Origin of the sequence: Mycobacterium aquaticum, from assembly GCF_002086485.1 — a bacterium.
Lineage (GTDB): Bacteria > Actinomycetota > Actinomycetes > Mycobacteriales > Mycobacteriaceae > Mycobacterium > Mycobacterium aquaticum.
In genome coordinates this window covers 302960-322940 of record NZ_MVHF01000001.1, presented here as the reverse complement: position 1 = coordinate 322940, position 19981 = coordinate 302960, and the positions used below count along the sequence as shown (strand labels likewise).

At 66.1% G+C, this 19981-nt stretch carries 14 protein-coding genes, 1 tRNA gene and 1 pseudogene; 5 read left to right on the top strand and 11 right to left on the bottom strand.

The annotated features are described in order from the left end of the window. Positions 1–4: 4 nt before the first annotated feature. Both BST13_RS01395 and BST13_RS01390 read right to left on the bottom strand, forming a co-directional pair. The gene (locus tag BST13_RS01395) at positions 5–3046 is read right to left on the bottom strand and encodes a hypothetical protein (RefSeq protein WP_083159829.1); all 3042 of its coding nucleotides are present in this window, start codon (positions 3044–3046) and stop codon (positions 5–7) included. A gap of 419 nt (positions 3047–3465) precedes the next feature. Then, positions 3466–3539, bottom strand: a tRNA-Ile gene (locus BST13_RS01390). Positions 3540–3659: 120 nt separating this feature from the next. On the opposite strand from BST13_RS01390, the gene BST13_RS01385 reads away from it, so the two are divergent. After that, positions 3660–4865 (top strand): serine hydrolase domain-containing protein, encoded by a 1206-nt coding sequence (locus BST13_RS01385; RefSeq protein WP_083159827.1) that lies wholly within the window; start codon positions 3660–3662, stop codon positions 4863–4865. Between the two features lie 95 nt (positions 4866–4960). Here BST13_RS01385 and BST13_RS01380 read toward each other — a convergent pair whose 3' ends face one another. The 3 genes from BST13_RS01380 to BST13_RS01370 are packed head-to-tail and all read right to left on the bottom strand — an operon-like array spanning position 4961 to position 8677. Beyond that, on the bottom strand, positions 4961–5776 hold the full coding sequence (locus tag BST13_RS01380) for a carboxymuconolactone decarboxylase family protein (RefSeq protein ID WP_083160074.1): 816 nt from the start codon (positions 5774–5776) through the stop codon (positions 4961–4963). A gap of 25 nt (positions 5777–5801) precedes the next feature. Further along, entirely contained in the window at positions 5802–7163 is a 1362-nt protein-coding gene (locus BST13_RS01375) for a metallopeptidase TldD-related protein (protein ID WP_083159825.1), read from the bottom strand. Continuing rightward, a complete protein-coding gene (locus BST13_RS01370; protein ID WP_083159823.1) occupies positions 7160–8677 on the bottom strand; it encodes a TldD/PmbA family protein in 1518 nt (505 codons plus the stop codon). The genes BST13_RS01375 and BST13_RS01370 overlap by 4 nt, the downstream gene beginning before the upstream one ends. Positions 8678–8733: 56 nt before the next feature. On the opposite strand from BST13_RS01370, the gene BST13_RS01365 reads away from it, so the two are divergent. From BST13_RS01365 to BST13_RS01355, 3 genes are all read left to right on the top strand, one after another. Continuing rightward, entirely contained in the window at positions 8734–10398 is a 1665-nt protein-coding gene (locus BST13_RS01365) for a sulfatase-like hydrolase/transferase (RefSeq protein WP_083159821.1), read from the top strand. Positions 10399–10474: 76 nt separating this feature from the next. Beyond that, a complete protein-coding gene (locus tag BST13_RS01360; protein WP_083159820.1) occupies positions 10475–11461 on the top strand; it encodes an NAD-dependent epimerase/dehydratase family protein in 987 nt (328 codons plus the stop codon). Positions 11462–11630: 169 nt separating this feature from the next. Then, complete coding sequence (locus BST13_RS01355; RefSeq protein WP_083159818.1) at positions 11631–12623, top strand: glycoside hydrolase family 6 protein; 993 nt, start codon at positions 11631–11633, stop codon at positions 12621–12623. Between the two features lie 29 nt (positions 12624–12652). On the opposite strand, the pseudogene BST13_RS01350 reads toward BST13_RS01355, so the two are convergent. Then, positions 12653–13317: pseudogene (locus BST13_RS01350) on the bottom strand (nitroreductase). 128 nt (positions 13318–13445) lie between these two features. Between BST13_RS01350 and BST13_RS01345 the strand changes: the two are divergent. After that, positions 13446–13949 (top strand): DinB family protein, encoded by a 504-nt coding sequence (locus BST13_RS01345; protein ID WP_095533373.1) that lies wholly within the window; start codon positions 13446–13448, stop codon positions 13947–13949. Between the two features lie 11 nt (positions 13950–13960). Here the strand turns inward: BST13_RS01345 and fahA are convergent, their stop codons facing one another. From fahA to dctA, 5 genes are all read right to left on the bottom strand, one after another. After that, a complete protein-coding gene (gene fahA / locus BST13_RS01340) occupies positions 13961–15235 on the bottom strand; it encodes a fumarylacetoacetase (RefSeq protein WP_245839250.1) in 1275 nt (424 codons plus the stop codon). Continuing rightward, a complete protein-coding gene (gene hmgA / locus BST13_RS01335; RefSeq protein WP_083159814.1) occupies positions 15232–16554 on the bottom strand; it encodes a homogentisate 1,2-dioxygenase in 1323 nt (440 codons plus the stop codon). The genes fahA and hmgA overlap by 4 nt, the downstream gene beginning before the upstream one ends. Next, positions 16554–17771 carry a 4-hydroxyphenylpyruvate dioxygenase gene (hppD, locus tag BST13_RS01330; protein ID WP_211295979.1) on the bottom strand — a complete coding sequence of 406 codons (1218 nt, stop codon included), beginning with the start codon at positions 17769–17771 and terminating at the stop codon, positions 16554–16556. Before hppD ends, hmgA begins: the two co-directional genes overlap by 1 nt. A gap of 83 nt (positions 17772–17854) precedes the next feature. After that, a complete protein-coding gene (locus BST13_RS01325; RefSeq protein WP_142282701.1) occupies positions 17855–18466 on the bottom strand; it encodes a GNAT family N-acetyltransferase in 612 nt (203 codons plus the stop codon). 62 nt (positions 18467–18528) lie between these two features. Further along, on the bottom strand, positions 18529–19929 hold the full coding sequence (dctA, locus tag BST13_RS01320) for a C4-dicarboxylate transporter DctA (protein ID WP_083159809.1): 1401 nt from the start codon (positions 19927–19929) through the stop codon (positions 18529–18531). Positions 19930–19981: the final 52 nt, after the last annotated feature.

Below are 19981 nucleotides of genomic sequence, written 5' to 3'. Positions count from 1 at the left end.
GAGGCTACGGCTTACGGAGAGTTGGCGCGTCGTCTGACTCGGGCATCTCGGGCGGCGGTGATTTGTCTGTCAGCGGACCCATGGGCTCGGTTGCCGGCTGTTTCGAGTCCGGGCCGTCCCGCAAGGTCGGCGCCTGATCGGACGCAGGACCCGAAGGAAGCTCTGATGGTTCAGCACCTTGCGCCCCGCGCCCCTGTCGGACCGTTGGAGGCCCGGAGTCAGGCGCGGTGAGCACCGCAGCATCGGCCCTGGCTCGAAGGGCGTCTGATTCTGCGTTCACTTGCTTCATGACAGGGTCGAACCGCGCCTGCACCGCGTAGGCGTCTCTCTCTTCCGGCAGGGTCTTGTAGCGCTGCTCCCAACCGAATGCTGCATCGCGGGCGTCGTTCATCTCTTTCTCAGCGATCTCGACAAGTTGTTTGGAGGCAGGAGGTTTGCGGCCCAGTATCTCGTCGAGTTGCGCGTTGAGCTTTTGCCACCGCGCTGTGGCGTCGTCCATCTCCTGGTAGATGCGCTTGCGTTCCCCGGCTCCCGCACCGAAGATGCTCTCGTACCATTCCCGCGCTGCCTTCGACTCGGCACTGCCCGCTGCCAGTGGCTCGTTCACTGCCTGGTCCGCCACCATCCTGGGAATCCGGAGTTCGTTCACGAGCTCGATGGGCTCCAATCCCTCGGCGGCCTTCATGCGCGCCATCATCCAGAACTGCTCGGCGTGGCGAGCCTCGTGATAGACACAGCTCACCACGTCCTCGAATTCGGCATCGGTCAGTCTTTCCTTGGCCAGCAGCTTGCCGAGAACCTCAACGTTCCAGGGGCCCTTGTCAAATGCCATGTATCCCTTGTTGTCGAAGATGGCCATCGCGGCGGGGATACCCTTCTCTTCCAAGACCGGATTAACGATGCCCACCAATGCGTTCAGCCGTGTTCGCGCGTCGGCCGGTTCGAGGAAGAATTTCTTGACGCCAACGGCAAGTCGGGCCGTCTTCTCCATCGTGGCCATCTCACCGAGTGCAAGTCCCAGGATCTCGTCGGCCGCCCCGCCCCCGATGCCTGCGCGGCTTCCCAGGAAGTTGCGCGCCGCCTCGACGTCCTCGGCTGCCGTCGACGACGCTGCCGACGCCCGTCGTTGGCGCATGAAGCCCTGTAGGTCGTCCACGACGTCAGAACGCCAATTCTCCAGCCGCCGAACGCTGGCCGTGTTGACCGCCTTCGATTCGACTGTTGCCCAACCGCCTGCCCGCTCAATGGTTTTCGCCGGTCCGAGAACCTCGATGCCTTGCGACAGCGCCTGGTCGGCGTCAGTGGGGGCCAGCGTCGCCAGCTTCGCGAGGGTGGCACCGACGTCATCTGCACTCTTTGCACCGCCGGCGGCGATGAACGCGTTGATGCTGCGGCCGGCGGCCGTATCCTTGCCCACGATGGTCAGCAAGTCCTCGGCCTTCTGCCCGGAGCGAGCCACGACGGAGCCGACGCCGTCGCGCTCGATCGCCTGGCCCACCACGGTGACGCGCTCCTCGGCCGACAGTGCCGAAAGCCTCGTCAACTTCGCGGTGATCTCTTCTGCGGCCATGAGCCCGGCGACGCGCGCTGCCGCCACCCCCGACATCGCGGCGTGCCCGAGCATGAACACGTCCAGAAGTGCTGCGGCGGTGTCCAGCGCGGCCGTGGTCTCTGCGTCATTCGCTTCCTCTTTGCTCACCACCGCGCTGTCGTCGTTGAACCCGGTCTTGCTGGCGGCGCCCTGCTGAAGCGCCTGATCCCACGAGTTGGCGGCGACGGCGCCCGACGATGCAGCGCCGATCAGCGCTCCGATGACGGGTGTGGCGGCGCCGCCGGTGCCGATCTCCACGGCGATGATCAGGGCCATCGTGGCGAAGCCAAGCGCCGCTTTCATCGACTCCTCGGAGCCCTTTTCATCGACGACGTATGCCTTCAGGAACTCGCGGTCGAACGCGTTCGGATACTTGGAGCCGTAGAGCTTTTCGTGGACCGGCAGAAGGTGTTGAAATCCGAGCGATTGAGTCGTGATGTTTGCGCGGGTCTCTTTGATGTTGTCCAAGATCTTCGTGAAAGCTCCGTGGATCTGTACGCGGGCCTCCTCGAGGCTGTGACCTTGCGTCGCGGGCTGGCCCTGGGCTGCGGGTGCTCCAGAGCTCACTCCGCTGACATCGCCTCCGATCGAAGCGAGGGCGTACAGCGCCGGATTCTGGTTGAGGATGCGGTTGATCGCCTTCTCCAGGCCGTTGTACGCCGCCTGCACCTGCTCATTGTTGGCCATCGGTGACTGTTCGTTACCGTCCGGCGTAAACGGTGGCTTCTCGCCCGGCTTGAAGGTGAAGTGCTTTCGCAACTGCTCCTGAGTTCCGGGAGCCCCGGCCGGAGGGGCACTGTCCGTCGGCGTCTCCGGGGCCGGTACCGGCACCGGGCCCTCGGCGTAACCGACATCCAATTTGAGCAGGTTCTGCATCGACTCCTTCAGGTCGGTGACACGCTTGGCCAGTTGTTGTTGCTCAGCCATCGCGGCGTCCTGCGCGGCGGTGGACTGACCAGGAGGACCACCGTCGACGGCGACGCCAAGCCGCCCCGCCTCGTCGGAGATGTGCTTGGCGTTGTTCTCCAGATTTCGGTCAGCAAGATCTCGTGTCGCCCACGCGAAATCGGACTCCATGATCTTCATCCATGGGACATTGTTGATTTCAGCGCCGCGGTCTTCGCATCGTTTCCACATGTCGTAATCGGCTTGCGTCATCGCCGGTTGGTGACCGTAGGCCTTCCACGCTTCTTCGAGTGTTCTCTCGTCGTCTGGGCCAACCCATGCGTTGGTGAGGACGATGTTGCAGATCGACAGCAGTTGTTGGGAATTGATCGGCGGGAACGGCCGGAAAGGCTTGAGGCTGTCGGAGTCTCCTGTCTTGATAGCCTCGTCGAGCGTCTTGGGATCCCCTTCGGCGCGCTGGACCGCCTGAGTCTCGTTATGGCCGGCCAACATCCGACTGACAGCCAGATTGCCCGCAGTGCGCTGCAACGCCATCAAGCTGGCCGGCACCGTCCTTGGGTATCCCGTGGAAAGACTCGACGTCTCCTGCTTGCGAGTCGGCCTCGCGGTGCTCGCGCCGGCCGCTTCTGCCTGTGGCAGGTGGTGTTCCACCGGTTGATCGTATGTCGACCCAGAGTGCCCAAAGGCGCAGTCTTTTGTTCCCTGTCAGCCGCTCGTACAACGAAAACCGTTCAGCTGGAGTCGGTTCAAATATCCCACAGCTTCCACCATCATTCGCAGTGCTCTGCAACTCACCGTCATGACCAACGCGCTCGGCGCCGATCCGGCGCGAGACGTCCTTGCATCGGCGAGCAGACGGTGATCTTCCCATCGTCAGGTGACAAGCTCCGCGATCCGGACACCTTCGGCAAGAGGTCGCCGACTTCCGTCGACTCACAACCCTTGATCTTGAAAAATAGGCTCTGAAGTGGGGCGGGCGGGGCTCGAACCCGCGACCAATGGATTATGAGTCCACGGCTCTAACCGACTGAGCTACCGCCCCGGGCGCAGCTGCGCGGTACCTATGGTCGCATACCGTCGGTAGGCGGCGCCCAGAGGCCAGACCCGAGGGTTCAAATCGCCGTTCCCGCGCCCCGGACGCCACGACGGGCGACCATGATGCATGACCGCATTGCGGCTCGTCCTGGCGGCGTGCCTGACCGTGGCAATCGCCGGGTGCTCGGCGGCGCACACCACGGCGCTCAAGACCATCGACCCGGCCCAGTTCCAACGGGTCGTGCAAGACGCGGCGGCCAAGCTTCAGGTGCCCGGTGCACTGGTGCTGGCGCAGACTCCGCAGGGCACCTTCACCGCGACGGTCGGCACCACCGAACTCGGCGCGCAGACACCACCGCAACCCGATACGCATTTCCGGATCGCCTCCAACACCAAGACCATGACGGCCGCGCTGATCGTGCTGCTTGCGCAGGACGGCAAGCTCACCCTCGACGCGCCGGTATCGACCTACGTCGCGGGTGTGCCCGCCGGCGAGAAGATCACGCTCGCAGACCTGTTGACGATGCGCAGCGGGCTCTACTGCTACACCGACGCGCCTGAGCTCTCGACAGCGCTCGACACCGACCCGGCGAAGGCGTGGACACCGCAGGAGGTGCTGGCGATCGCGTTTGCGCACCCGCCGAGCGCACCGCCGGACAGCACCTACGAGTACTGCAACACCAACTACGCCCTGCTAGGTCTGGTTGCCGAGAAGGCCGGCGGGCGCCCGCTGGCAGAGCAGTTGCATGACCGCCTGTTCGCTCCGTTCGGTATGCCGGGCACCACACTGCCCGCCACAAACGACACGACGCTTCCCGAACCGTATGCACACGGCTACATGTACGGAACGACGCGCTACGCCATGGTCGATGAGGATTACCCGGCCGACGTGGTCGCCGCAGCACGGGCCGGCAGCCTCAAGCCCGTCGATTACACGCAACAGAATCCGTCGTACGCCGAGGCGGCCGGCGGTGCCATCTCCACCGCCGCCGATCTCGCGACCTGGATGCGTGCCTTGGTGACCGGCAAGGTCTTCGATGCCGACTACCACCAGCAGTGGCTGAACAGCCTGCGGCCCGAGGACCCGGCCAAACCGGACGGTCAGCGGTACGGCTACGGCATCAGCCACCAACGCTACGGACCGCACGCCGCGATGTACTACCACGGCGGGGAGATGCCCGGCTTCAACTCGTTCATGGGGTTCGACCCGGACAACGATGTGGCGCTGGTCATTTGGACGAACCTGACGCTGTCCCCGGATGGCAGGACGACCGCCAACGCTCTGGTACCCACCGCGCTGAACGAGATCTACGCGGGCCTCGATCTCGGCTGAACACCTGGCTGCGCCGACACTACGGTTTGTGGCGCGAAATCGTCGAAATCGCGCCACAAACCGTAGTGTCGCCGGGCCCGTAGTGTCGGGGGGCCTCAACCGTAGATCGGTTGTCCGTCGTCGCCGAGCCGATACTGCTCGGTGCCCTCGGCCACGCGGGCCCCGTCCGCGCCGAGCGCCACGGCCACCTTGTTGTATCCGTTGCGCATCACGTCGAGGGTGAGCTCGATGGCCTCCTCGCGGGAGAAGTGTTGCCGCAGTTCGTCTCCCGATACCTTCGAGGGTGTCCAGATCAGCGCGTCGACATATCGCAACGCGGCCTTGTGTCGGGCGGACAGATCGGATTGCTCGTAGTGGTCGATCTCGTCGTACACCGACTCGCTTCCGCCGGCCTGCAGCGCGACGGTATCGCGCAAGGACCGGCACAGCCGGCAGTTGTGCTGGCGGGCCCCCCGTAACCGAACGATCTCTGAAGTCACCGGGTCGACCGCGCGCATCCGCCCCACGGCGGGCAGGAAGACGTTCATCACGAAGTCGGCCGGTTGGGTGTCGTGGTCCCAACTTGCCGGCTCAAGCGGCACGTCGACGCCGAACGAGCGCAGCCCGGCGTGCACCCGCGGCACGAAGTCCGCGATGTAGATCAGGGTGGTCACGGTGAAGACCTCGGAGCCCAGCAGGTCCACGATCGCAGCCCGCTGGGCGTTGCTGATCCCGGTCACGTCCACGCTGAACTGCTCGGCGAACTCACTCACCATGGGATCGACTGCACCGCCGGTGGTTTCCGCGGGCAAGGGCGCCAGCCCGACAGTCATGGCGCACACATCGCGAATATCGGCGTTGATGTCGGCCAGTCCCGGCGGCGACAGCGCCACCAGACGTGTCAATTCACTGCACACACCGGCAGTATCCATCACCGGTGCCGCCGCCACGCCGGAATTACTGAGCCTGGCTTACTGACGACATGTGGAAGTCGGGGATCCGCAGTGTCGGCATCGCTGCCCGAGTGGCCCAATCGCCCCATTCGCGTGGCAGTGTCACCTCGCTGACGCCGGCCTCGGTGGCCCGCCGCAGCAGGTCCAGCGGACTCTCGTTGAACCGGAAGTTGTTGACCGCCGCGGTGACCTCGCCGTCCTCGATCAGGTAGACGCCGTCCCGGGTCAGCCCCGTCAACAGCAGCACGGTCGGGTCCACCTCGCGGATGTACCACAGCGTGCTGAGCAACAGCCCACGCTCGGTGCCGGCGATCATGTCGGCCAATTCCGCCGATCCCCCGGTCATGAGCAGGTTGTCGGCGGGTGCGGCCACCGGGGCACCGTATTCGGCGGCGACGGCACGCGGATACGCCAGCGCGTCGATCACCCCGTCGCGGATCCAGTCGACCCGTTCGATGTCCATCCCGTTGTCGAAGATCGACGTCCGCTCCGATGAGCTGGGGACTGCCACAAACGGTTGGCACGCCAGCGATTCGGCGTACGGGTCGGAGTAGAGCGTCAAACCCAGGTCGGTGAGCCGCTCCCCCACCCGGGTGCCACCGGGCGCCGAGAGCGCGGTGCGGCCTTCCTGCGCGCCACGGCCGTCCATGGTCCAGGTCAGGTAGATCATCATGTCCGCGACCGTGGACGGCGGCATAATGGTCTCGTAGCGCCCGGCAGGCAGTTCAACGGTTCGTGATGCCCAGCCGAGCCGCAACGCCAGGTCATCGAGCAGCGAATCGACCGGGACCGCAGCGAAATCCGGCGTGCTGAGGCCGGCCCAGGCACTGGCCCCGTCCCGCTTGGCGTTGATCTCCACCGAGCCGGTCGGCTGGGTGTAGCGACGACGCAACCCGCCGGAGGTCGCCACGAACGTCGTCTCCACGACGTGCCGGGCGTAGCCGTAGAGCCGATCGGACCTGCCGAAGCCACGCGCCAGGTCGACGGCAACGCCGGCGAAGACCTGTGCGCCGGTTCCCGGGACGGGCTCATCCCAATCGGCGGGCCCGCCGTCGGGTGGCAATGGAGGCGCCGCGTCGCGAGCTGGGGGCGCGGCCTGCGCGGCGGCCTTGGCCGCCGAGACCAGATCCGGGATCACCGCCGGATCCACCTCGCTGGACTGCACAGATCCGACATGCGCCTTGTCCCCTTGGCGCACAATCGATATCACGGTGGTGGTGCGGCTGATCGACTCCCCGTTGGTGGTCATCGAGTTACCCGCCCAGCGCAGCGCCGCGTCGGCGCGGTCGGTGACCAGCACGACGGTTTCGTTGTCCTGCCCCGCGGCGGCAAGCGCGATGTCGACGACCTGTTGTGCGCCGATCATCGGCCTGCCTCCGTCCGGGTGTTGAGTACGTTGATGCCACGGAACAACGCGCTGGGGCAGCCGTGACTGACTGGCGCGACCTGACCGGGTTGGGCCTTGCCGCAGTTGAACGCCCCGCCCAGGCGCCAGGTCGACGGTCCCCCAACGGCTTCCATCGAACCCCAGAAGTCGGTCGTGGTGGCCTGGTAGGCCACGTCCCGCAGCTGTCCGTCCAGCCGGCCGTCGCGGATTCGGTAGAACCGCTGCCCGGTGAACTGGAAGTTGTACCGCTGCATGTCGATTGACCAACTCTTGTCGCCGACGACGTAGATGCCGTCGGACACCCGGGCGATCAGGTCGTCGGTGCTGAGGTCTTCGGCGCCGGGCTGCAGTGACACGTTGGCCATCCGCTGGATCGGCACGTGGTGCGGCGAGTCGGCATACGAGCATCCGTTGGACCGCGCCTGGCCGAGCCTCGGTGCGAACACGCGGTCCAGCTGGTAGCCGACGAAGATGCCGTCGCGCACCAGATCCCAGGATTGCGCTCGCACCCCCTCGTCGTCGAAACCGACCGTCGCCAAACCGAATTCCACGGTGCGGTCGGCGGTCACGGTCATCACCTCCGAGCCGTAGCGCATGGTGCCGAGCTTGTCAGGGGTGGCGAACGAGGTCCCGGCGTAGGCGGCCTCATAGCCGATCGCCCGGTCGTATTCGGTGGCGTGCCCAATGGATTCGTGAATGGTCAGCCACAGATTGGACGGGTCGATCACCAGGTCGGTGGGACCGGCGACCACCGACGGCGCCTTGGTCTTCTCGGCCAGCAGGGCCGGAAGCTCGGCCAGTTCACCGGTCCAGTCCCACACCTCGTCGCCGGCGACCGCTTCCCACCCACGCGCGGTGGGCGGTGCGAGCGTGCGCATGGTTTCGAAGGAGCCCACGGCAGCGTCGACGGCGATGGCTTCCAGGCTGGGCAGCACCCGCACCCGCTGCTGGGTGATGGACGAACCGAAGGTGTCGGCATAGAAGGTCTGTTCCTTGACCGCGTGCACGCCCGCGGACACGTGATCGACGCCGTCGGCGGCCAGCAACCGCCCGGAGTACTCGTCGAGCAGGGCGATCTTCTCGGCGGACGGCACGAGGAACGGATCGACTCCGTAGCTGGACACCCACGTCACGTCGCTGTAGACGGGTTCGGGCGCCAGCTCGATGCGTTCGGCGTTCAGCGGCGCGAGCGTCGTCGCCACGGAGACCGCCCGCCGCGCCGTCTCCGCCGCCACCGCCGGATCCAGTTCGGCGTGCGACGCGAATCCCCAGGTACCGTCCACGATCACCCGCACGGCCAGGCCGACCTCACGGTTGACCACCGCCGTCTCCAGCTCTGCGTCGCGGAGCTGGATGATCTCGGTGGTGATGCGGTGGATCCGCAGATCCGCATAGGTAGCACCGGCGGCCAGCGCCGCTGACAGGGCGGCATCGGCCAGGGCGAACCGGGGCAACTCCAGAAAGTCGGCATCGACACGTCGCTGAGCTGTCACCGCTCCACGGTATCGACCCACTCCGCCGCCCAGGATCGGCCCCTAATGTGGCCTCTATGACACAAGTCAGTCGGCGGGCGGTTCTGGGTGGCGCAGCGGTGGCCGGTGTGGCCGCGGCAGGACTGGGAGGTTACGAATTGCTGCGCAGGCCGGAAGCCGCGTCGGGCAGCCGGCCCAACATCTTGGTCATCCTGGTCGACCAGATGCGAGCACCGCAGTGGTTCCCCGACACTGCACAGCTCGCTGCAATGCTGCCGAACCTCGATGCCCTGCGGGTCCGTAGCACGTCCTTCGCCTCGCACTACACCGCGTCCAACATGTGCACCCCATCGCGGGGAGTGCTGACCACCGGGCTGTACTCACACCAGACCGGTTGTCTGTACACCGGTGAAGGTCCCACCGAGTCGACTCTGGCGGCCCGGTTCCCGACTTGGGGAACCATGCTGCGCGACGCGGGATACCGCACGTGGTGGTGGGGCAAGTGGCACCTCGGTCACGAGGCCGACAACACTCCCGACGGGTTGGACGTGCACGGATTCTCCGGCGGCACATACCCGTCGCCCAACGGCGCGCCGAATCAGGGTCTGCAGCAGGACCCCTCGATCGTCGACCAGTTCGCCGGCTGGTTCGACGCCAACGCCACCGACGGCCCGTGGTGCACGACGGTGTCGCTGGTGAATCCGCATGACATCTGTTGGTGGCCGAAAAACCCTCTGCCCGAGGATGTCCCGCACTTTTTCAGCGCCAAGCCGCTCAATTTCGAGACCGCCGACGATCTGCGGCGCCGCGGTAAGCCCCAGTTGCAGATCGACTACATGAACTTCATGTCGCCGTTGATGACCGGTGCGCTGGACTACTCGGGGCCCGACGCGGCCGCGCAGTGGGCCAGGTGCCTGGACATGTACCTGTGGCTGCACCAGCAGGTGGACATCCAGATCGGCCGGGTGCTCGACACGCTCGCGGCCCGGCCGGACATCGACAGCAACACCGTCGTCGTGTTCACCTCCGACCACGGCGAGTACGCCGGCTCGCACGGTCTGCGCGGCAAGGGCGCCGCCGTCTACGACGAGAGCATCCGGGTGCCGCTCTATGTCAGGGATCCGTCCGGGCACCTGACTCCGACTGCGGGCCAGGTGCGGACGCAGCTCACGTCCAGCGCGGACCTCGCGCCGCTGCTGCTGACCATCGCGCACGGTGGTGCGGGCTGGCGCTCCGATTCCCGGTACTCGTACCTGTCGAGTCGTGCGGACATCGCACGCATCGCCGCCGACGCCACCGCACCCGGCCGACCGTGGGTCGCACACGCCACTGACGACATGTCGGTCGAGGAGATGGCAGCGCTGCTGAAATCTCCGCTCGCACAGAAGGTTTTCGGTGCCGGCGGTCCCCCGACGAACATTCCCACCTCGGCACCCAGCCACATCGTCGCCGTGCGCACGCCCGACGCGAAACTCGGCATGTACACGTACTGGAAGCCCGGCAGCATGGACCTCGACACGTCGCGGCCCGTCCATCACGAGTTGTACGACTACGCAACGCCTTCGGGTGTTCAGGAGCTCGACAACCTGGCCGGACACAGCCCCAAGCAGGCCGCGCTGCAGGGCCTGCTCGACCATGAGGTGCTGCCCGAACTGCGAGCGCCGTTGCCTGACTTCCTCGACGACGCGCAACAGCAGGGATTGGCGAACATGAAGGAACTTGCTGCCCTGCGCGGAGGCTGACGCGCAAAGCGCTTCCCGGCGGCGTCGGACGTACTAGCGTCGTTGCGACGATCGTTGCTCGCTAGGAGGTTGGCGCATGCGCGTGTTGGTCACCGGCGGCACCGGATTCGTGGGCGGGTGGAGCGCGAAGGCGATCGCCGACGCCGGACATTCCGTGCGATTTCTGGTGCGAAAGCCCGAGCGCCTGCACACCAGTGTCGCCCGACTCGGCGTCGACGTTTCCGACCACGCCGTCGGCGACATCACCGATCGCGACTCGGTCCTGCGCGCGCTCGACGGCTGCGATGCCGTCCTACACAGTGCCGCCCTGGTCGCCACCGACCCCGGCCAGACCGACCGCATGCTCAGTACCAACATGGCCGGCGCCCGCAATGTGCTGGGCGGGGCCGCGGAACTCGGTTTGGACCCGATCATCCACGTGTCGAGCATCACCGCGCTGTTCAACCCCGATGTGGACACCCTGCATGCCGACCTGCCGGTGTTCGGCGGGAGCGACGGCTACGGCCGGTCAAAGGCCCAGGTCGAGATCTATGCCCGCGGCATGCAGGACGGCGGCGCACCGGTGAACATCACCTACCCCGGCATGGTGATGGGTCCGCCGGTCGGCGACCAGTTCGGCGAAGCCGGCGAGGGCGTGGCCGCCGCCCTGCAACTCGGAGCGATTCCGGGACGCAGCGCAGCCTGGACAATCGTCGACGGCCGAGACCTGGCCGCCCTGCACGTCGCACTCCTGCAACCCGGGCGTGGGCCGCGCCGCTACATGGCCGGCGGCCATCGAATCCCGGTGGACCGACTCGCGAAACTGCTGACCGAGGTCAGTGGCAAGACGATGCTCGCCGTGCCGGTTCCCGACACTGTGCTGCGGGCCGCGGGCCAGGTGCTCGACCGACTCGGCCCGTTCCTGCCGTTCGACAGCCCCATCACCGAGGCCGGCATGCAGTACTACACCCAGATGCCTGCGTCGGACGATTCGCCGAGCCGACGCGACCTCGGCATCACCTACCGCGATCCACGAATCACCCTCGCCGACACCGTCGCCGGGCTCCGCCAACTCGGCCGGTGAGGCGCCGCTGCAGCGGCCAGAATATTGCTGGCCAGGAGCCATTGAGCGATAGCAACGCAGGCAGCACGTATGCAGTGGCTCCATTCGGCGTTTGCCACGGCATATTCGACCGCAGGCCACCGCCGGCAGGCGATTGGCGCTCGTTGCCTCGTCACAATATGTTTCTGGGGTGATTTCCTCTGCTGCCGGTGCAGTCGCGCGTTGGATAGTCCCTTCCCTGGCAGTTGCGGCCGTAGCCTGCGCGGCTCTGGCAGCCGAGACGGCTCCCGTCGGCAGCCCCGCCGTGCGCCTGGCCAGCGACGGCAACCCGCTGGCCGGGCAGACCTTCTACGTCAACCCCGACTCCAAGGCCATGCGGGCCGCCAAGGGCGCGGGCAGTCCTGAGCTCGACGCCGTCGCCAACACCCCGACGGCCTACTGGATGGACAACGTGTCGAGCCTCGCGGTCGACTCGAAGTACATCGCAACGGCGCAGGCGGCGGGCACCATGCCGATCCTGGCTCTCTACGGCATCCCGCATCGCGACTGCGGCAGCTACGCCGCGGGCGGGTTCGGCTCGGCGGACGCCTACAAGGGCTGGATCGACGGCGTCGCCGCCGCGATCGGCAGCGGACCCGCCGCAGTCATCCTCGAACCCGATGCGCTGGCCATGGCCGACTGCCTGTCCGGTGCCCAGCGCCAGGAACGCTTCGACCTGATGGGCTACGCCGTCGATACCCTGACCCGCAACCCGGCCACCGCGCTGTACATCGACGCCGGGCACTCGCGCTGGGTGAGCGCCCCTGAGATGGCCAACCGGCTCAACCAGGTCGGTGTTGCCAAGGCGCGGGGCTTCAGCCTCAACACCGCGAACTTCTTCACCACTGACGAGGAAATCGGCTACGGCGACGCGATTTCCGGGGCTGTCGGCGGCAAGCCCTACGTCATCGACACCTCGCGCAACGGCGCCGGACCCGCCGGCGGCGACATGTACTGGTGCAACCCCAGCGGTCGTGCGCTGGGTGTCGCACCCACCACGGCAACCGGAAACGGAAACGTCGACGCCTTCCTGTGGGTGAAGCGGCCCGGTGAATCCGACGGCTCGTGCGGCACAGGCGAACCGTCCGCGGGCACCTTCGTCAACCAGTTCGCCGTCGACCTGGTGCGCAACGCGGGGCACTGAGAACGCGAACAGGAAACCCATGCTCTGGGTTACCCGTCGACGAAGGTAACCGTCTCGTCGAGCGGCGCCCGGCCGGTCCGGATGTAGTCGACGCCGACATCCTCGTATCCGATCGACATCCCGCAGAACAGCATGAGTTCGGCTGGGGGCGAGACGATTTCGGCGACCGTTTGGTGAACCTGCGACCAAGCCATCTGAGGGCAACTGTGCAGCCCCTCGGCGCGCAGCAATAGCATGACGCTCTGCAGGTACATCCCGACGTCCGCCCACTGCGCCAGGCCAAGGTCGCGGTCGATTAGCAGAACAGTGCGGCGGGCGCGCCGAAACAATCCCAGTTGGCAATGGCGGCTCGCTGACGTGCCTCCCAATCCTCCCGGGCGATCCCAAGTGCGCTGTAGCGCTCGTTGCCGAACGCCGATCGGCGGTCCCGGTACGGCGACTTCATTGCCGGCGGGTACATCACGTATTCGCGGTCGTCCCACAGAACGCCGTCGGCCACCCGCCCGGTGGCGCGCTTCTTGAGTTCCGCCAGCGGCTCGCCAGTCACCACGAAGTTGTTCCACGGCTGGATGTTCGATCCGGACGGTGCCCACGATGCGGCGCTCAGCACTCGCTCCAGCGTCTCGCGCGGGACCTCTTTGCCAAGGAAGCCCCGTACCGCCCGTCGGCTCGTCACCGCCTCATAGACATCCACGATCGGCCGCCTTCCTACCGAGATCGCCTCCTCCGAGCCTTCTCGCTCACGGCCGGTATGCGCACCCTTGACTGTTCGTAGTCGCTCGTCGTCGGCACGGCATGGCACCATCGGTGAGCGTGACGTCGATGCAGCGGCCCATGCCGCCACTGAACGCTGATGAGCGCACGACGCTGGAGAGTTGGCTGGACTTCTACCGCGCGACGTTGGCCGCCAAATGCGAAGGCCTCGACGACGAGCAGTTGCGGGTCGCCTCGGCGCCACCGTCAGCGTTGACCCTCATGGGCTTGGTGCAGCACGCCGCGGAGGTGGAACGCAATTGGTTTCGCCGCGTGCTCACCGCAGAGCACGTGCCTCCGATCTTCGGCCCACGGGATCACCCCGAGGGCCACGACGGCGGGTTCGACGTATCTCCGGAGTCGTCTTACCGCGCGGCATTTGAGATCTGGCAGGACGAGATTCGGCACGCGCGCAGCAACTGCGCGACGCGCGCGCTCGGCGACACCAGCCCATTCATGGGCGGCGAGGTGAGCCTGCGCTGGATCTACACCCACATGATCGCCGAGTACGCCCGGCACTGTGGGCATGCGGACCTGATCCGGGAACGTATCGATGGAGCGGCCGGGGTCTGAGCCCGCCGCGCTCAGCCGATCGCCGGGTGCACGAGCGCGACGCACTCGCCGAAACCGATGGTGACGAAGCCCGGCCGGCGGGCGTGTGCGGTCAACGTGATCTCGTCACCGTCTTCGAGGAAGGCGCGAGTTTCCCCGTTGGGTAGGGTGACCGGATCTTTGCCGCCATGGCTGAGTTCCATCAGGCTGCCCTCCGAGCCGGGGTGCGGACCGGACAGTGTGCCGCTGCCGAGCAGGTCACCGGGCCGCAGGTCGCATCCGTTGCTGGTGTGATGGGTGATCATTTGTCCCACGGCCCAATACATGTGCCGACTGGACGACCGTGCGAGCACGGCAGGCGCATCTCCCCTCTCGCGCATCCGCGCGGTGCGGATCCAGACCTCGAGGTCGACATCGAGGCCGCCGTGGTCACGGTAGTTTGGGCTGTCGAGATACGCCAGCGGCTGCGGATCATCGGCGGGCCGGCTCAGCGGAATCCGGAACGGCGCCAACGCTTCCGGCGTGATCACCCACGGTGAGACTGTGGTGCCGAAGTTCTTCGCCAGGAAGGGGCCCAGCGGCTGGTACTCCCAGGCTTGGATGTCGCGCGCCGACCAGTCGTTGAGCAGGCAGTAGCCGGCGACATGGGTTTCGGCGTCATCGAGCGGCACCGGCTCGCCGAGACAGTTGCCCGGCCCTACCCACACCCCGAGTTCCAGTTCGAAATCGAGACGACGGGTCGGGGCGAATGTGGGCGTCTCGGACAGCTTGAGCTGACCGCGCGGGCGGATGACCGGGGTGCCACTGACGCGGACGCTGGATGCCCGGCCGTGATAGGCGATCGGGATCCACTTGTAGTTGGGCAGCAGCGGCGCGTCGGGCCGGAACTGCGCACCGATGTTGCGCGCGTGGTGGATACCGACATAGAAGTCCGTGTAATCCCCGATGCGGGCCGGTAGCAGGACGTCTATTTCCGTTATCGGCGTGAGAAACTCGGCAACGGTCCGCTGGTGTGGAGAGCCTTCGACGAGCAGTGACCGGAGGTCGTCGCGCAGCGCGATGCGCGGTGCGGCACCGAGGGCGAACAACTCGTTGAGCGTGCCGCTCGCCGCGGCGCGGGCGGCGTCGCGGGCCGGCTCGGTGAGCAGTCCCGACGCCCCGAGGGCGCGCAGGTCGAGCACGGCGTCGCCGATGCGGACCACACCGTGAGGTTCGTCGCCCGCGCTCACCACCCCGAACGGGAGGTTCTGCAGCGGGAAATCACTGTCGGGCCCCGCGGAGGGAACCCAGCTTCTCGGCGGCGTCACGGCCGGCTGGGGTCGAATCGCTTGGTCAGGCCGCTCCAGCAGTCCGCATAATCCAGCTGACGTTGCGGAACATCGGCCGCATAACGCGTAACCCTCTGGGGGAAGCGGGTTTCGAACATGAACGCCAGCGTGTTCTCCTGTTTCACCGGCTTGAGCGTGGCAGTGCTGGCGGCTTCGAAGGCTTGGGAATCGGGCCCGTGCGGCATCATGCCGTTGTGCAGGCTGAAGCCGCCCGGCACAAAGCCATCCGGTTTAGCGTCGTACACACCGTGGACGAGTCCCATGAACTCACTCATGACGTTCATGTGGTACCACGGTGGCCGGAAGGTGTCCTCGGCGACCATCCACCGTTCCGGGAAACATACGAAGTCGACATTGGCGGTTCCGGGGGTCTCGCTCGGCGAGGTCAGGACCGTGAAGATGGACGGGTCGGCGTGGTCGAACAGCACCGGACCGACGGGCGAGAACCGCCGCATGTCGTACTTGTACGGCGCGTAATTCCCATGCCAGGCAACAACATCGAGCGGGCTATGGTCCAATTCGGTCTGCCACAGCGCGCCGCCCCACTTGACGTAGAGGATCGTCGGCACGTCGCGGTCCTCGTAGGCCGCAACGGGGGTCAGAAAATCGCGGGAATTGGCCAGGCAATTCGCACCGATCGGGCCCCGTTCCGGCAGGGTGAACGACCCGCCGTAGTTCTCACACAGGTAGCCCCGGGCCGGGCCGTCGGGCACCTCGACGCGCAGTTTCACACCGCGCGGGATGACGACGATCTCGGCGGGCTCGGCATCGATGATGCCGAATTCGGTCCAGAACCGGACACTCCCGTGCTCGAGGACGAACAGCATCTCTGCGTCACCGTTGTAGAAGCAGCTGTCCACCATCGAGCTGGTGATGCAGTAGATGCTGCAGGCGAAACCCGTACGCGTGCCGACGTCGCCACCGGTGGTGATCGTCCGCACCCCGGTGATGAACGTCGTGGTCTCATCGGGTATCGGCAATGCGTTCCAACGCATTTGGGCGATGGGCACGGGCGGGGCGTCATCGGGTGCGGTACGCCAGCGAGCGACTCCTTCGGTGGGGCTTCCGAGGTCGGTCGCCACCGCGGTGAACCGGCCCGAGTGGGCGACGCTGGGCCGGATCCGATACAGCCAGGACCGCTCGTTGTGAGCGCGCGGCGCGGTGAACGGTGAACCGCTGAGCTGCTCGGCGTACAGGCCGTAGGCGCAACGCTGCGGCGAGTTGCGGCCGACCGGTAGTGCCCCGGGTAATGCTTCGCTCTCGAAGGCGTTGCCGAAGCCGGACTGGTAGTCGGTCATCACAGATTGCCGCGCTTTTCCTGCTCACGCTCGATCGACTCGAACAGGGCCTTGAAGTTGCCCTTCCCGAAGCCGAGTGACCCGTGGCGTTCGATGAGCTCGAAGAAGACCGTCGGCCGGTCCCCCAGCGGCTTGGTGAAAATCTGCAGCAGATAGCCGTCCTCGTCCCGGTCGACGAGGATGCCACGCTTGTGCAGTTCCTCCACCGGGACCCGTACCTCGCCGATGCGGGCACGCAGCTGCGGATCCTCGTAGTAGGCGTCGGGGGTATCGAGGAATTGCACGCCGCGCTTGCGCAGCACATCGACGCTGTGCACGATGTCGTCGGTCGCCAGCGCCAGGTGCTGCGCCCCGGGCCCGCGATAGAACTCCAGGTACTCGTCGATCTGCGACTTGCGTTTGGCGACTGCCGGTTCATTGAGTGGGAACTTGACGCGGTGGTTACCGTTGGCGACGACTTTCGACATCAGCGCCGAGTAATCGGTGGCGATGTCATCGCCGATGAACTCGGCCATGTTCACAAACCCCATGACCCGGCGGTAGAAATCGACCCATTCGTCCATCTTGCCGAGTTCGACATTGCCGACGATGTGGTCCAGCGCCTGGAACAGCCGCTCGGAAGCGGCGCCGCCCTCGACGTGGGTGCTCGTGGCCGGTTGGTATCCCGGCAGGTAGGGACCGCTGTACCGAGCGCCGTCCACCTCGCGCTGGACGAGGGTGTGCCGGGTTTCCCCGTACGCCGCGATGGCCGCGACCCGCACGGCGCCGTGTTCGTCGGACAGATCGTGCGGTTCCTCCAGCACCGTCGCACCGGCCCTTCGGGCCTGTCCGATGCACTTGTCGACGTCCGGGACCTCGAGCGCGATGTCGACGACGCCGTCACCGTGCTTGGCTTGGTGGGCCACCAGCGGACTGTCGGGACTGACCGCCCCCTTCAGCACGAACCGGATGGAACCCGACCGCAGGACGAACGCCTTGTGGTCGCGGTTGCCGGTCTCAGGGCCCCAGTAGGCGACCAACTCCATGCCCCAGGTGGACTGGTAGTAGCTGGCTGCCTGGGTGGCGTTGCCGACGACGAAAACGATGGCGTCCCAGCCGTTGACGGGGAAAGGGTCATTGCTCTGGTCGTACTCGACGAGGCCCACGAGCTGTCTGAGCTGGTTGAGGTCGAGCTCAGCCTGCTTTTCCTGCTCACTCAAATCGATCTGGTCGGTCATGATGGCATCCGTTCCATGCACCATGGTAGTTCCGGAACAACCAGGGTGGGCGCAGGCGCGGCCGGGGCCGACGGTAGGCCGCCTCACCCGAGCGGCAGTCTCCACATCGGATAAAGCGCGGGGCTGTCGGAGACGATCAACTCGCCCATGGTTTCGTAGCCGTGCCGTTCGTAGAGCTTCCGATTCTGCGGCGATGACGCCTCGAGATACGCGGGCATCCCCTCCTGATCCGCCTGCCCGAGTGCCGATGCCAGTAGCGCTGACCCGAGCCCCTGTCCCTGCGCCGCGGGATCGATTCCCATGAAGTTCAGATACCAGCATGGTTCGGTGGGGTGGTGCGCGTCCAACGCCGCGAACAGCTCGGCCATTCTCGCCGTCGACTCCGCACCCCCCGTCGTCGCAAGCAGCCGTGCGGCGAGCGTCTCGGCGTCAGCAGGCGGAACCAAGGACACGCCGGGCGGAAGCCACAGTGCCGCCCCTTTGCCGGCACCGGCCACCCATATCTCTCCGTTACGCCAGAACGCCTCCACGAGCACCTCATAGAACAGGTAGCCGCAGCGGCGTCGTTGTTCGTCGTCGGGGATGATCCAGCGGAAGATCCGGTCGGCGAAGAATGCCTCGGACAAGACTCCCACGACAGTCGGGAGCTGGTCCTGCGTCGCCCGGTGTGTTTGGGTCGGATCCTTCGGCGTCACATCTGATCCTCCGACCCGCGGGCCCCGGTCCCGTGCGCTACCAGCGTATCGACCGACCGCGCTCAGGGGCGAGGATTCACCGCGGCTTCCTCCGGTGTCGACGCGAGCTCGCCACTGATCGGGTCGGGTTCGACGAGGGGCGGTACATGCTCGCCGGCGAGGACACGGCGCATCCGGTCCTTGTCCAGCTGGCCCTCCCAATTGGCGACGACGAAGGTGGCCACACAGTTGCCCAGCAGGTTCACCGATACGCGCATCGAGTCCATGATGCGGTCGGCGCCGAGCAACAGCGCCACCGCGCCAACCGGGATGGCGCCGTGCCCGATCGCCGCGACCGTCGCTGACAGCGCCAGGAACGACGAACCGGGAACCCCCGCCATCCCTTTGGAGGTGAGCATCAGGACCAGTACCGCGGTGATCTGCTCACCCAGGCTCAGGTCTACGCCGAGTGCCTGAGCCAGGAACAGCACGCAGATCGACAGGTACAGAGTCGCGCCGTCCAGATTGAACGAATATCCGGTCGGCACAACCAGACCCGTGGTGGTGCGCGAGCAACCGGCGTTCGTGAGCTTGGTCATGATCCGGGGTAGCACCACCTCGGTGGAGGCGGTACCCAACGCGAGGAAGAACTCATCTTTGATGTAGACGAGAAATCGCCACAGGTTCACGCCGGCGAACACCTTCGCGATCACCGCGAGTATGACGATGAACAGCACCGCCGCCAGGTAGCAGGCGGCGATCAGCTTGCCGTAGCTCGCCAGCGAGGCGATGCCGTACTGCCCGATGATGTAGGCCATCGCACCGAAGGCGCCGAGCGGGGCCAGCCGCATCACCCAACCGATGATGGTGAAGAAGATGTGGCTCATGTGATCGACGAATTCGAGGATCACCGGCGGACCGGACTCGCCGAACTTGGCCAGTGCGAGGCCGAACAGCACTGCGAAGAACAGCACCTGCAGCAGCGCGTTCTCGGCGAAGGCTGATACGACCGATGTCGGGATGATGTTGAGCAGGAATTCGACGGTGTGCGGCAGCTCGCCGTTGCTCGTCTTTTTGGCGACCGCTTCGGCGCCGGTCACCAAGGTCTGCGGATCGATACTGAAACCGGCGCCTGGTTTGACGAGATTACCGACAACCAAGCCGAACAGAAGCGCGAAGGTCGTCACCGCCTCGAAGTAGACGAGCGCCTTCACTCCGATCCGGCCCACCGACTTCAGATCTCCGACGTGCGCGATGCCGAGCACCACCGTGCAGAAGATGATCGGCGCGATGAGCATCTTGATCAGCTTGATGAATCCGTCGGCCAGTGGCTTCAGCGCGCCGCCGGCGTCGGGCCACAACCAGCCGATGAGGACACCTGCGACGATCGCAACCAGCAGCTGGAAGAACAGCGATGTGTACCACGGCGGCCTGTTTGCCAGCCGGACCATCTCACTGTTCGGCGGATCGATCGTATGTGTCATTCGCGAAAAGCTAGATTTGCGTTGTTATCCCGACGTTAAGCCGTCGCTACCC

Bases quoted from the DNA above. Each gene is read 5' to 3' on its own strand.
- BST13_RS01365 (WP_083159821.1), top strand. From the start codon at position 8,734: ATGACACAAGTCAGTCGGCGGGCGGTTCTGGGTGGCGCAGCGGTGGCC.
- dctA (WP_083159809.1), bottom strand. From the start codon at position 19,929: ATGACACATACGATCGATCCGCCGAACAGTGAGATGGTCCGGCTGGCA.
- hppD (WP_211295979.1), bottom strand. From the start codon at position 17,771: ATGACCGACCAGATCGATTTGAGTGAGCAGGAAAAGCAGGCTGAGCTC.
- BST13_RS01375 (WP_083159825.1), bottom strand. From the start codon at position 7,163: ATGATCGGCGCACAACAGGTCGTCGACATCGCGCTTGCCGCCGCGGGG.
- BST13_RS01345 (WP_095533373.1), top strand. From the start codon at position 13,446: ATGCAGCGGCCCATGCCGCCACTGAACGCTGATGAGCGCACGACGCTG.
- BST13_RS01360 (WP_083159820.1), top strand. From the start codon at position 10,475: ATGCGCGTGTTGGTCACCGGCGGCACCGGATTCGTGGGCGGGTGGAGC.
- BST13_RS01380 (WP_083160074.1), bottom strand. From the start codon at position 5,776: ATGGATACTGCCGGTGTGTGCAGTGAATTGACACGTCTGGTGGCGCTG.
- hmgA (WP_083159814.1), bottom strand. From the start codon at position 16,554: ATGACCGACTACCAGTCCGGCTTCGGCAACGCCTTCGAGAGCGAAGCA.
- BST13_RS01385 (WP_083159827.1), top strand. From the start codon at position 3,660: ATGACCGCATTGCGGCTCGTCCTGGCGGCGTGCCTGACCGTGGCAATC.